The 11,603-nt window shown below is 39.2% G+C and carries 16 protein-coding genes; 6 read left to right on the top strand and 10 right to left on the bottom strand.

Going from position 1 to position 11,603, the window contains the following annotated elements; translation table 11 throughout:
• Positions 1-2: 2 nt before the first annotated feature.
• The 4 genes from B1sIIB91_RS01085 to fdxA form a co-directional block, all read right to left on the bottom strand.
• Complete coding sequence (locus tag B1sIIB91_RS01085) at positions 3-269, bottom strand: WhiB family transcriptional regulator (RefSeq protein ID WP_095687801.1); 267 nt, start codon at positions 267-269, stop codon at positions 3-5.
• A 135-nt stretch (positions 270-404) separates the two neighbouring features.
• The gene (locus B1sIIB91_RS01080; protein ID WP_095687800.1) at positions 405-1,376 is read right to left on the bottom strand and encodes a nucleotidyltransferase family protein; all 972 of its coding nucleotides are present in this window, start codon (positions 1,374-1,376) and stop codon (positions 405-407) included.
• Complete coding sequence (gene dapC, locus B1sIIB91_RS01075) at positions 1,373-2,413, bottom strand: succinyldiaminopimelate transaminase (RefSeq protein WP_223298633.1); 1,041 nt, start codon at positions 2,411-2,413, stop codon at positions 1,373-1,375. The genes B1sIIB91_RS01080 and dapC overlap by 4 nt, the downstream gene beginning before the upstream one ends.
• Before the next feature lie 12 nt (positions 2,414-2,425).
• A complete protein-coding gene (fdxA, locus tag B1sIIB91_RS01070; RefSeq protein WP_095687798.1) occupies positions 2,426-2,746 on the bottom strand; it encodes a ferredoxin in 321 nt (106 codons plus the stop codon).
• Between the two features lie 93 nt (positions 2,747-2,839).
• Here fdxA and B1sIIB91_RS01065 point away from each other — a divergent pair, with 93 nt between their 5' ends.
• Positions 2,840-3,022, top strand: a complete 183-nt coding sequence (locus tag B1sIIB91_RS01065; protein WP_095687797.1) for an LSm family protein — start codon at positions 2,840-2,842, stop codon at positions 3,020-3,022.
• A gap of 9 nt (positions 3,023-3,031) precedes the next feature.
• Positions 3,032-4,432, top strand: coding sequence for a cysteine--tRNA ligase (cysS, locus tag B1sIIB91_RS01060; protein ID WP_095687796.1), 1,401 nt, complete (start codon positions 3,032-3,034; stop codon positions 4,430-4,432).
• A 2-nt stretch (positions 4,433-4,434) separates the two neighbouring features.
• Here cysS and B1sIIB91_RS01055 read toward each other — a convergent pair whose 3' ends face one another.
• Together B1sIIB91_RS01055 and mshB are read right to left on the bottom strand one after the other, a co-directional pair.
• The gene (locus B1sIIB91_RS01055; RefSeq protein ID WP_095687795.1) at positions 4,435-4,752 is read right to left on the bottom strand and encodes a hypothetical protein; all 318 of its coding nucleotides are present in this window, start codon (positions 4,750-4,752) and stop codon (positions 4,435-4,437) included.
• Positions 4,752-5,621: an N-acetyl-1-D-myo-inositol-2-amino-2-deoxy-alpha-D-glucopyranoside deacetylase gene (gene mshB / locus B1sIIB91_RS01050; protein ID WP_095687794.1), complete on the bottom strand. Its 870-nt coding sequence runs from the start codon at positions 5,619-5,621 to the stop codon at positions 4,752-4,754. The genes B1sIIB91_RS01055 and mshB overlap by 1 nt, the downstream gene beginning before the upstream one ends.
• Before the next feature lie 60 nt (positions 5,622-5,681).
• On the opposite strand from mshB, the gene B1sIIB91_RS01045 reads away from it, so the two are divergent.
• Entirely contained in the window at positions 5,682-6,290 is a 609-nt protein-coding gene (locus tag B1sIIB91_RS01045; protein WP_095687793.1) for a TetR/AcrR family transcriptional regulator, read from the top strand.
• Positions 6,291-6,327: 37 nt separating this feature from the next.
• Complete coding sequence (locus B1sIIB91_RS01040) at positions 6,328-6,591, top strand: DUF3107 domain-containing protein (protein ID WP_095687792.1); 264 nt, start codon at positions 6,328-6,330, stop codon at positions 6,589-6,591.
• A gap of 1 nt (position 6,592) precedes the next feature.
• Here the strand turns inward: B1sIIB91_RS01040 and B1sIIB91_RS01035 are convergent, their stop codons facing one another.
• Entirely contained in the window at positions 6,593-7,438 is an 846-nt protein-coding gene (locus B1sIIB91_RS01035) for a PHP domain-containing protein (protein ID WP_095687791.1), read from the bottom strand.
• 9 nt (positions 7,439-7,447) lie between these two features.
• Positions 7,448-8,350: a DMT family transporter gene (locus tag B1sIIB91_RS01030; RefSeq protein WP_095687790.1), complete on the bottom strand. Its 903-nt coding sequence runs from the start codon at positions 8,348-8,350 to the stop codon at positions 7,448-7,450.
• 64 nt (positions 8,351-8,414) lie between these two features.
• Here B1sIIB91_RS01030 and B1sIIB91_RS01025 point away from each other — a divergent pair, with 64 nt between their 5' ends.
• The gene (locus B1sIIB91_RS01025) at positions 8,415-9,689 is read left to right on the top strand and encodes a magnesium transporter MgtE N-terminal domain-containing protein (protein WP_095687789.1); all 1,275 of its coding nucleotides are present in this window, start codon (positions 8,415-8,417) and stop codon (positions 9,687-9,689) included.
• 2 nt (positions 9,690-9,691) lie between these two features.
• Entirely contained in the window at positions 9,692-10,186 is a 495-nt protein-coding gene (locus tag B1sIIB91_RS01020; RefSeq protein WP_095687788.1) for a DUF1003 domain-containing protein, read from the top strand.
• Here the strand turns inward: B1sIIB91_RS01020 and B1sIIB91_RS01015 are convergent.
• Together B1sIIB91_RS01015 and B1sIIB91_RS01010 are read right to left on the bottom strand one after the other, a co-directional pair.
• Positions 10,183-11,298: an Mrp/NBP35 family ATP-binding protein gene (locus B1sIIB91_RS01015; protein ID WP_095687787.1), complete on the bottom strand. Its 1,116-nt coding sequence runs from the start codon at positions 11,296-11,298 to the stop codon at positions 10,183-10,185. The two genes, B1sIIB91_RS01020 and B1sIIB91_RS01015, sit on opposite strands and share 4 nt — an antisense overlap.
• Positions 11,295-11,597, bottom strand: coding sequence for a sec-independent translocase (locus B1sIIB91_RS01010; protein ID WP_095687786.1), 303 nt, complete (start codon positions 11,595-11,597; stop codon positions 11,295-11,297). The genes B1sIIB91_RS01015 and B1sIIB91_RS01010 overlap by 4 nt, the downstream gene beginning before the upstream one ends.
• Positions 11,598-11,603 lie beyond the last annotated feature (6 nt).

Raw genomic sequence — 11,603 nt, 5'->3', positions numbered from 1 at the left:
TTTTAAGCGCTACGGCGCTTTAAGCGTCGACGCTCACGTTCTGATAATCCACCCCAAATTCCAAATCGCTCATCATGAGCTAACGCATACTCAAGACATTCAGAACGAACCTCACAGGAAAGGCAGACTCGCTTAGCCTCTCTAGTTGAACCACCCTTCTCAGGAAAAAATGCCTCTGGATCTGTCTGAGCACAAAGCGCCCGCTCCTGCCATGAAAGCTGTTCTGAGGAAACTACTAGGGCCGCAAGGGCTGCATCTTTTTCTAACATATCTCTCCTTATAAATCTGAGTACCAGAAGCTTAGTAGCTGCTAGTTCCTATAGGGCCAGGGTGTGCCCGCTAATAGGATAATTACACGCTTGTAACTCTATTAAGTCAAGTGGAGAGAGGTCAAATTGGGGAAATTAAAACCCTAAATAATTCGAAATTACTACCATTCCCGCATCAATTTGAGTACCTGGAGCAATGATTGAGTCAATTATTTTGCAATTTTTACCTATTTTCGCACCTTTTCCGATGATTGAACCACTTATCTGGGTATCACTTTCAACTATAACTTCACCATCAATGACGGATCCATTATTTATCAGAGCTGAACTATTAATAACAGCGGTATCTGAAATTATTCTATCTCCAGTGTGCTCTAAAGTGGCACCAGATTTAATAACACCAGTAACTAAATCTGCAGATGCCTTAACAAGTGCGGCCGGAGTGCCGATATCTAGCCAATATGAGTTATCTAAATAGCCATAGACCTTAGTTCCAGCATTTAAAAGTGATGGAAAAGTATCTCGCTCCACACTTACTACCTTACCTTTTGGAATATTATCAATAATATTACGGTTGAAAATATAGCAACCAGCATTAATTAAATTGCTAACTGGATTTTCCATCTTCTCTAAAAAGGATTTAACACTGTTATCTGCTGCTAACTCAACACAGCCGTAAGCTCGAGCATCTTCTACTTTAGTTAGATACAAAGTCACTTCTGCATTATTATCCTTATGAAACTTTAACTGGCTAGACAAACTATGCCCACTTAATACATCACCATTAAATATAACTACTTGATCACATGGGCTCAGTAACTCTGCCGCATTTCTAATACCACCTGCTGTGCCAAGGGCGCTGCTTTCAAAAGCGTACTTAATATTGATGCCAAATCTTGCGCCATCACCAAAATATGGCTCAAAGAGCTCAGCTTTATATGAGGTTGCTAGCACTATCTCATTAATACCTGCACTTGCTGCCTTTCTAATCTGATGCTCTGTAAATGGCACAGCAGCAACTAACAACATTGGCTTTGGTATCTGATTAGTTATTGGCGCTAGTCGAGTTCCTTTACCACCAACTAATAAAATTGCGCTAGTACTCAAGATTTAATCCGTTCACTAGCTTTATTAATATTTTCATCAGTTGCTGTAAGTGCCACTCTGACAAAGTTATCATCTCCGTAAAAGCTACCTGGGGTAACTAAAATGCCACGGCTGGCAAACCAATCAACTGTTTTAAAGCAGTTTTCACCCTTTGCACACCATATGTATAGGCCAGCCTTACTATGTTCGATAGTAAAGCCAGCATTATTTAATGCAGAACTTAAAATATTTCGCCGGTTGCTATATCTATTTACTTGCTCTGCTACATGGGCATTATCTGAAAGAGCAACAATCATTGCGGCTTGAACTGGGGAAGCCACCATAAGTCCAGCATGTTTTCTAATCTGGCGAATCTGATCAATTAACTTGGGATCTCCGACTATAAAAGCTGCTCGATACCCGGCCATATTTGAACTTTTAGATAATGAGTGAACAGCTAACAGACCAGTGTTATCACCTTTTGCTAGCTCTAGTATTGATTTAGCATTTGATGAAAAACTTAAATAACACTCATCACTTGCAACTACTGCATTATTTTTACGGCTCCAATTAATCACTTGTAATACCTGATCATCCGTTAATACCTCACCCGTTGGGTTAGATGGTGAATTAATCCAGGCTAAATCAGCAGCACTCCAATCATCTGCTGAAGCATCTACTGCTATCGCCTCTGCCCCAGCCATCAGGGCGCCAACTAAGTAAGTTGGATAGGCAACTTTTGGGTATAAGACTTTTTTGCTTTGCAGCAGTGTTGGCAAGAGTGCTACTAACTCTTTTGAACCAATCGTAGGTAAAACATCGAAGTCACCACTAACTTTTAAATTCTTTACTGACCAATCTCTAATTGCGCTTATTAATTTTTCACTACCGGCAGTAAGTGGATAGCTAGGTGAATTACTGGCAGCTGCTAACGCCTCCTGAATAAATTTTGGGGTTTGATCAACTGGTGTTCCTTGAGATAAATCAATGAAACCATCTGGATATCTTTTTGCTATAACTGCATAAGGCGCCAGGACATCCCAGGGAAAATCTGGCAGTTTCAGAAAAACTTATTTCTCTTGCGGAGGAAGTGCAGCAACTATTTGATGATCCTTACCAATTGCGCCAAGTTTGGCTGCTCCTCCTGGGGATCCAATCTCAACAAAAAACTTAGTATTAACTTCACTGTATTGCTTCCACTGCGATGGCACATCATCTTCATAATAAATAGCTTCAACTGGGCAAACCGGCTCACACGCACCGCAATCAACACACTCGTCAGGTTGGATATAAAGCATGCGATCACCCTCATAGATACAGTCAACTGGGCACTCTTCGATGCAAGATTTGTCTTTAACATCAACACACGGTTGAGCAATTATGTAGGTCACGCTTCTCCTTACAGTTGTATTTGCCTAGATAGGTAGAGAATACTGCCAGTAACTCTTACCTGATCAAGGCATGAGTTTAATAGAGGAGAGCAGATGCAGCCATCAGCGGCGCAGATCGGAGAAAAGGTGAGTATCCGCCTGCATGATCCATCTGGTGGCTATCGGGATATTCTCGGTATTTTAGAGAGCGAAAACACAGTGAGAAAGAAGGATGGCAGCATCGTTACCTTTGATCCAGCCAAAATAGCGGTTTGGAAAGTAGTGGAAAATAAATGAGCTGCCTAAATGAGTAATAATCAAATTCAATTATTTGATACTAAATCGCGAAAACTACAAATAGTAGAAAGTAGTGACGGTAAGAGCTTACGAATTTATAGCTGTGGGCCAACTGTTTATCGCGATGCCCATGTTGGAAATATGCGTACTTTCTTACTTGGAGACTTAATCACCAGGTTAGCGAAGCATTCTGGTTATCAAGTTAAGTTCATTCAAAATATTACCGATGTTGGTCACATGTCAGAGGATTTTGTAGAAGATAAAATATTGGCACAAGCCAAAGCTGAAGCAAAAGATCCATATGAGGTTGCAAAATTTTATGAAAGTAGATTTCATCAAGATCTTAAATCTTTAAATATTAATGCCGCAGATTTATACCCAAAAGCTAGCGGCTGTATACCGCTTATGCATGATTTAATAAAAAAATTAATTGATACTGATCATGCATACGTTGGTAGTGATAACTGTGTTTACTTCTCAGCTCAGTCATATCAAGGTTACGGCGCTATTAGTGGAAATCGGTTAGATGCACTTAAGCCTGGTCATAATTTTGAATACACTGAAGGTGGCGCTAAAAAATTTCATGCTGACTGGGCGCTTTGGAAAGCAGCAGCAGGTCGAACCCAAATGATTTGGGATTCACCATGGGGGCCAGGATTTCCAGGTTGGCATATTGAATGCTCGGCGATGTCACTACATTATTTAGATGAGTTTGTAGATATTCACTTAGGCGGGATAGATCTAAGATTTCCTCATCATGAAAATGAACGTGCTCAATCAAACTCATCTATAAATAATGAGGCGGTAGCACTCTGGGTTCATGGTGAACATCTTTTATTTGAAGGCCGTAAGATGGCTAAAAGTACTGGGAATGTAGTTTTAGTTTCAGATTTAATTTCAAAGCATTTAGACCCACTATCACTTAGGCTTTGCTTCCTAGAAAACAGATATAGAAGTCAGATGGACTTAAGTTGGGATAGTTTAAAAGCTGCTCATTTATTAATTCAGCGTTGGCGAGATAAAACTGCAACTTGGGCGAAAGATAAATCATTAGATAAAAAACAGGCACAAGGATTTATAGATGAGATTAGTGCAGATTTTTCGGCAGATTTAGATACACCAAGGGCGCTACAGAAGTTAAGAAGTATTGAAAAAGCTCAGACTTTAAGTGATGGAGTTAAGTATGAAATTTTTAAATGTGTTGATGATTTATTTGGGTTAGACCTACTTAAGCCATCACTAGGTAAGGGTGAATTAACATCAGATGCTCAAAGTTTGTTTGATCAGCGACAAATAGCACGTAATAAAGGTGACTTTACAGAAAGTGATCGACTACGGGGATTACTGCTTAAAGTCGGAGTGGTAGTTAGAGACAGTAAAGATGGGCAAAGTTGGGAGTGGTTAATTTAATTTTATGACCGCCTTGGTCTAACTAAGGAAATCATTAATGTAATAAAACCTGCAATTAGAAAGATATTGCCATAGGTATTTCCATAAATTAATACCTCTTCACCTGATCCAGGATTTCCAGCAAAGAGAACCACTGCTAGCCAGGCTGCTGAAGCTATTACTTGGTATCTTAAATAGAAAAAAGTTCTACTAAAAATATTCATTCCTATAAAAGTTAAAAGTATCGATCCAATAAATCCAAATGGTGGGTATATGTTGTGAAGCATAATGGCACAGAATCCAATTAGTGTGCCGAGCAATAATGAGCGAATTACTTTCACTAAATTACCCCAGCAAAAATATCTAACTCTCTGCCGTTGCTATCGAACGGGGCAGCCTTTTCACCTTTTACTAATGTGTAGTACTCATCCCCCCAAACTGATAAACCAAGATTATTTGAGAGTGCAAAAAATGGTCCATCTACTGAAATTTGTGTGGCGTGAGCTTTCATAGCTTCAAGTTTTTGTGGCACATACTCTGGGGCGTTAACGACAGTTGTAACTAATTCATCTGGTTTGGCAAAAGGTAGATCATCAGCACTTTCAGCGCCAAAGAAATCTGATCCGACCTCTTTCATTTTTTCAATTCCCATTTGAATAACTGACCTTGGCATTGTGTTCCAATAAATTTTACTAATCTGCCACCCTTGCTCAGCAGCCAGCTCAGTGGCCCTCATTGCAACTCTATGAGCCTTTATGTGATCTGGGTGGCCATAACCACCAAACTCATCATAGGTAATTAATACTTGTGGCTTAGTTTCTAAAATAATCTTAACAAGTTCATGTGAAGCCTCATCTAGGTCAGCTTGCCAAAATACATCACCTCGCTCATTTTGGGTTGTCCCCATCATCCCGCTATCTCGCCATTTTTTATTTGGAGCGCCTAAAAATCTAAAATCATTTATTCCCAATTGCGCCATCGCATCTTTTAATTCAACTTCACGATGTTCACCAAGCTTGTCATCTTTATCACTCGCCAAGTTTGCAAGTTCAGTTACTAAGACTTCACCCTCTTCACCTCTTGTGCAAGTTACTAAAGTTACCTGCGCACCTGATGCAGCATATTTAGCCATTGTTACTCCATTATTGATGGTCTCATCATCTGGATGGGCATGGACTAATAACAATCTTTTTGCTGCACTCACCCGCACAATATAACTGTAAAAGTTATAAAACCTGACAATCTCATACTTATCCCAATAGAATTAACTGTGGCTGATGAGAAAACTAATCGCTTACCTCGCGATGAACGTAGAGCGCAACTACTAGTTGCAGCACTTGAGGTTTTTACCGCTGCGGGTTATCACTCTGCTGCAATGGATGAAATTGCAGACCGTGCAAAAGTTAGTAAGCCAGTTTTATATCAGCACTTCCCATCTAAGTTAGACCTATACCTTGCAGTATTAGATTTGCATATTGATTCATTAGTTTTTGCAATTCAAAAAGCAATTGCTGCTAACCGAGAAAACTCGGCCAGAGTTGCAGCAACAGTTGAGGCATATTTTGGCTTTATTGATTCTGAAGGTGAAGCATTTAGATTGCTTTTTGAAAGTGATATGAATGTAGAACCACAAGTTAGAGAGCGGCTTAACCGAATGACTTACGATTGCGCTGCTGCAATTAGTGCAGTTATCTCAATTGATACTGGCTTAGGAAAAGAAGAGTCAATGATGCTGGCAGTTGGAATTATCGGTACGGTGCAAACTAGTGCTCGTCACTGGTTAGATCGAGATGGCAAAATTGACCGCCGGCGTGCAACTGAGTTAGTTATGAATCTAATCTGGCGGGGAATCTCTGGGTTTCCTAAATCACAATCCTAAATTCGCATACTTATTGGCAAGTAGATAGAGTTATCTTATGGCTACAGCGAAATCAGTAACTAAGAGCTCGGTAAAAACTGAGGTAAAAGTCGGAATATCTGACAGTTCACGTGAGTTAAATATTGAGTGCACAAATACCCAAGATGAAGTAATTGCAAAAGTAAATGAGGCAATTAAGTCATCTTCTGTTTTATCACTTAGTGACAGCAAAGGTCGAGAAATTTTAGTTCCTTATAACAAGATTAGTTATGTAGAAGTTGGCGAGGGTGCTGATCGCCGCGTTGGTTTTGCTAGTCAATAATTTAAACTGATAAAACCCTACGAGCATTAGCTCGCTCTTCTAGCTTTTGCCATTGTGCTGGCTCTGTGGTGTATTCACCTAGTAAATTTAATTTTCCATTTCCGTGGTAATCACTTGCACCAGTCATAATAAGTTTTGACTCATTTGCTAGTGCTATTAGTTGAGTTTTCTCCTGAGGAGAATGATCGCGGTGATCAACTTCAATTCCATCTAATCCAGCTTGGATTAAGGAGCCAAATGTGTCCAGTGAGATTGTTCGCCCACGATGAGAAGCCATTGGATGGGCAATAACAGATACACCACCGGCTTCTTTAATTAATTTGATTACTGCCTCTGGTGTTGGTGAATAATGTGAAACATAATATTTAGAGTGATTATGGAGCATTTGTGCAAATGCTTCTTCTCTACTTGTAACTACACCTTTTTTAACTAGTGCATCTGCAAGATGTGGTCTACCTAATGTTGCGCCATCTGATAACTGTTCTAAAACATCACTCATGCTTATATCAATACCAGCTTCGTTAATTTTTGCAATTATCTTTTCCATGCGGCAATAGCGATTTTCTCTAGTTTTTTCTAATGTATCAATTAATGCAGTATTACTTGAATCAAATAAGAGCCCCAAAATATGAACACTTATTCCATCTAGAGTCTGACAAGAAACTTCAGCGCCTGGGACTAGGCAAATGCCAGGACGAAGAGCGGAAGTAGCTTCTTGCCATCCACTAATTGAGTCATGATCTGTTAATGCAATAGTTGTTATCCCAGCAGCAAGTGCTTTATTAATTAATTGAGTTGGAGTATCAGTTCCATCACTAAATGTCGTATGTGTGTGAAGATCAATCATTGATTTATCTTACCGCTGATTAGAAATAGGTTGACTAGAGCGTAAGACAAATAAGGTGCAACCAAAAAGTAAGCCAATTATTCCTGGAATTGTGCCAGCAGGTGGCTGCTGACCTAACCAGATGTAAGCAATGACTGCGCTAACTGGAACTTCAAAGAAAACTATTAATGAAACTATTGCTGGTGAAACTCGTTTAAGTGAGAGATTAAATAGGGAGTGGCCAAGTAGTTGAGCAGTAAGTATTAGTGCCGCAAGTAAAATCCACTCTGAAATTGAAAATCCAGTTAGAGAATAGTTACCTAGAAAAACTATTGGTAAGACGGTTAATGAGCAGGTCAGATAACATACTGCCATAAAAGTTGAGGTAGCAATTTCTTTTTGCACTTTAGAGCTAATTAATACATAAGCAGCGGCTAGCGCTCCCCCAGCAACAGCTAAAAGATCTCCTTGAAATGATCTAACCGATAAATTTAAATCAACACCAGTAATTACAATCACTGAGATAAATGCTATAAATATTCCAATAAATGATTTTTTAGGTATATGACCACCTTTAAATTTTATAAATAAAGCAACAAATATTGGCTGAGTTGCCGTTAATGCAGTTCCTGTTGCAACTGAGGTGTATTTCATTGCCCAAAAGAAACAAATAAAGTGAAAAGCTAAAAATACTCCACCTAGCGCTGACCAAAGTATTGCTTTTCGTTGATTTAAAGTTCGCCACTCTTTTCGCTTTAGGGCAAAAGGTGTCATAAATAATCCACCAATTAAGTTGCGCCAAAAAATCATGGTCGGTACTGGCATCAAGCTTTTTGCAATTATCGGACCAGAGGCTCCTATTCCGATAATCCCTAGAAGTAGCAGAGGGACATCGCGACCAGATGGTAATTTGGTGTGATCCTGATCTTTCATAGGCAAAACCTATCTGTAATTTAATTATTGTTATGAATTGGTACTGAGCCGATACCCTTGGCCCATGAATACAAGTAAAGGTTCTAACCTAAATCGTGTATTCCTAGCCCGATTAGCTGGCACTGCAGTCTTTGACCCAAATGGTGATCAACTTGGCAAGGTTAGGGATGCGGTCGCAACATTGCGAAGCAATAACCAACCTCCAAGAATTTTGGGCTTTATTGTTGAAGTTCCACCTAGGAAACGAATATTTATACCAATTACTAGAGTTACATCTATTGATAATGGTCATGTAATTATTACCGGCTTACTTAATATGCGCCGTTTTGAACCACGAACTAATGAAATATCAGTTTTATCAGAAATGCTAGATCGTTCAGTGACGTTAATTGAAACAAATGAAAAAGTTACTGTTGAAGATGTCGGCATGGAATTATCAAAAACTGGCGATTGGTTTATTGAAAAAGTGCATGTTATGAGACGCGGAATTGGATTGCGCAGGCGCGGTGCGTCATCAACTCTTACTTGGGGTGAGATCTCTGGCTTCACAATTAATGAAACAAATCAGGGTGTTAGTAATTTACTTGGCACTCTTTCAAATTTACGCGCAGCAGACTTAGCATCTGTGTTGCATGATTTAACAATTAAGCGCCGAGTTGAGGTTGCCCGAGCATTAGATGATGAGCGGTTAGCAGATGTATTAGAAGAAATGAATGAGGCATCCCGTGTTGAATTATTAGCAGAGCTTGAAGGTGAGCGCGCAGCAGATGTATTAGAAGAAATGGATCCAGATGATGCTGCAGATTTACTTCGTGAAGTTGGCCAAGAAAAGGCACAAGCTTTACTTGCCTTAATGGAGCCAGAAGATGCTGAAGGTGTTCAGCGCTTAATGCACTATGAAGATTACTCTGCCGGTGGAATGATGACGACTGAACCAATTGTTTTAACAGCTGATTCAACAGTTGCAGAAGCTCTATCAAGGGTTAGATTATCTGAAGTTGCTCCTGGGTTAGCGTCGCAGGTATTTGTTTGTCGCCAACCATTAGAGACACCAACAGGTAGATTAATGGGAGTTGTATATATCCAAAGATTACTTCGTGAGCCACCTGCAACATTACTGGGATCAATTTTAGATAGTGATATTGCGCCATTATCAGCTGAAACTACTTTAAGTGAGGTCTCCTCATACCTTGCAAGTTATAACTTACTTGCTGTGCCAATTGTTGATGCAAATGAGCGTTTACTAGGCGCAGTTACAGTTGATGATGTACTAGACCACTTATTGCCAGAAAACTGGCGCCAGGATGAAACTAAGAGAAAAGAAAGTGAGAGTAGATAGTCATGGCAAAATCAAAGATAAATAAAAACTCACTTGAGTTTCCCCGTGAAGCTCGCAGAAGTCTTAAGCCATCTTATGATCCTGATGCATTTGGTCGCTGGTCTGAGAAGTTTGCTCGTTTTCTAGGTACTGCACGCTTTTTGGTTTATATGACAGCATTTGTATTGACCTGGGTTATCTGGAATGGGTTTGCACCTGATAATTTAAAGTTTGATCACTATCCATTTATTTTCTTAACACTTCTTTTATCTCTACAGGCTTCATACGCTGCGCCATTAATTTTGCTAGCACAAAATCGTCAATCTGATCGTGATCGGATTCAAGGTAATGAGGATCGTGAACGTGATGAACGAAATGTGGCAGATACTGAGTATTTGGCAAGAGAGCTAGCTAGCCTACGTTCAGCAATTGGTGAAGTAACTACAAGAGATTATCTACATAGTGAAATATCTGATGCAATCGAGGAGATTGTTAAAAAACTAAATAAAAAATCTTAGGTATTTATATTTAGTCTTACCCCGATAAGTGATTTAGGTCTGATAATTATTTGATCTAAAATTTCATTAAATATTGTAGTAAATTTTTTATCGTTCAAAGCAATCGGATTACCTTCATCCCCACCCTCACGAAGGATGGGATCAAATGGTATTTTTGCAAGAAGTGGAACATCTACTCCGATTAATTTGCTCAATCTCTTAGCAGTCTCTTCACCACCTCCACTACCAAAAATTGAAATCTTTTCCCCAGATTCTGGATTAATAGATTCAGACATATTTTCAATAACGCCAATGACTGGTTGCTTAATCTGGTGGGCAATTCGACCTGCTCGCTCTGCAATCTCAGCTGCGGCAATCTGTGGTGTAGTAACAACAATTATTTCTGATGTAGGTATTAGTTGGCCAAGTGATATTGCAATATCACCAGTTCCAGGTGGTAAATCAAGAAGTAATAAATCTAAATCACCCCAATACGCATCACTTAATAATTGCTCTAAAACTCGGTGTAGTAGTGGACCTCGATAGGCAACTGGATCAGATCTTTCTGGTTTAAACATCTCCATTGAAACAACTTTGACTCCGTAATTTTCTACGGGAATAAATGTTTGATCAATTGCTGTTGGTCTTTTATCAAGAATTCCCATAAGTCTTGGAATTGAATGTCCATAAACATCCGCATCTAGTATTCCTACTTTTAGTCCGCGAGCTGCTGCTGCCACTGCTAAATTAACTGTTACAGATGATTTACCGACACCGCCCTTACCGGAGGCAATACCTAGCACTCTAGTTAAAGAGTCTGGTTGAGCAAAGGGAATGAATTTTTCACGCCCGCCACGAATTAATTTTTTAACATTATTTCTTTGTTCTTCATTCATTACGCCGAAGTTAATTTCTACAGTTTTAACCTCAGAAATATTAGCTAAAGACTTAGTTATATCAGAATGAAGTCGATCCTTCATTGGGCATCCAATGATTGTTAGCAAGATATTAATTTTTGCTACACCGTCAGTAAAATTAACAGATTCAACCATACCTAGCTCAGGTAGTGGTTTATGAAGCTCAGGGTCAATTACTGTGCCAAGTGCGGTGTTAATTAATTCAACGGTACTCATAATATATCTGGGTCAATTTTTGGTTTAGGTTTTGTATTTATTTCCAAATCATTTTTATCAATTACATCACCAATATGCTTTTTAATAAATGCTTTTGGGTTTAAATCTTTTACTTGTAAATCCTCATATCCTGGCCCTAAATTTTCTTTTAGATCATTTGTGGCTTTTTGTGCAATATTCTTTAACTTTATTAAGAGTCTTGCGGCATCAGTTGCAATATTAGGCATCCGATCTGGACCAATTAAAATCATGCCTAGTATGAGTAAGCCAAGTATCTCACCGCCACCAATATTAAACATCTATCC

The organism is Candidatus Nanopelagicus abundans, from assembly GCF_002288305.1.
In the GTDB taxonomy this organism is placed as follows: Bacteria; Actinomycetota; Actinomycetes; order Nanopelagicales; family Nanopelagicaceae; genus Nanopelagicus; species Nanopelagicus abundans.
The sequence above is the reverse complement of the archived record's forward strand: the minus strand, read 5'-3'. Positions and strand labels throughout refer to the sequence as shown.

Bases quoted from the DNA above. Each gene is read 5' to 3' on its own strand.
- B1sIIB91_RS01020 (WP_095687788.1), top strand. From the start codon at position 9,692: ATGGCAAAATCAAAGATAAATAAAAACTCACTTGAGTTTCCCCGTGAA.
- B1sIIB91_RS01010 (WP_095687786.1), bottom strand. From the start codon at position 11,597: ATGTTTAATATTGGTGGCGGTGAGATACTTGGCTTACTCATACTAGGC.
- B1sIIB91_RS01065 (WP_095687797.1), top strand. From the start codon at position 2,840: ATGCAGCCATCAGCGGCGCAGATCGGAGAAAAGGTGAGTATCCGCCTG.
- B1sIIB91_RS01025 (WP_095687789.1), top strand. From the start codon at position 8,415: ATGAATACAAGTAAAGGTTCTAACCTAAATCGTGTATTCCTAGCCCGA.
- B1sIIB91_RS01085 (WP_095687801.1), bottom strand. From the start codon at position 269: ATGTTAGAAAAAGATGCAGCCCTTGCGGCCCTAGTAGTTTCCTCAGAA.
- B1sIIB91_RS01015 (WP_095687787.1), bottom strand. From the start codon at position 11,298: ATGAGTACCGTTGAATTAATTAACACCGCACTTGGCACAGTAATTGAC.
- B1sIIB91_RS01035 (WP_095687791.1), bottom strand. From the start codon at position 7,438: ATGATTGATCTTCACACACATACGACATTTAGTGATGGAACTGATACT.
- B1sIIB91_RS01030 (WP_095687790.1), bottom strand. From the start codon at position 8,350: ATGAAAGATCAGGATCACACCAAATTACCATCTGGTCGCGATGTCCCT.
- cysS (WP_095687796.1), top strand. From the start codon at position 3,032: ATGAGTAATAATCAAATTCAATTATTTGATACTAAATCGCGAAAACTA.
- B1sIIB91_RS01040 (WP_095687792.1), top strand. From the start codon at position 6,328: ATGGCTACAGCGAAATCAGTAACTAAGAGCTCGGTAAAAACTGAGGTA.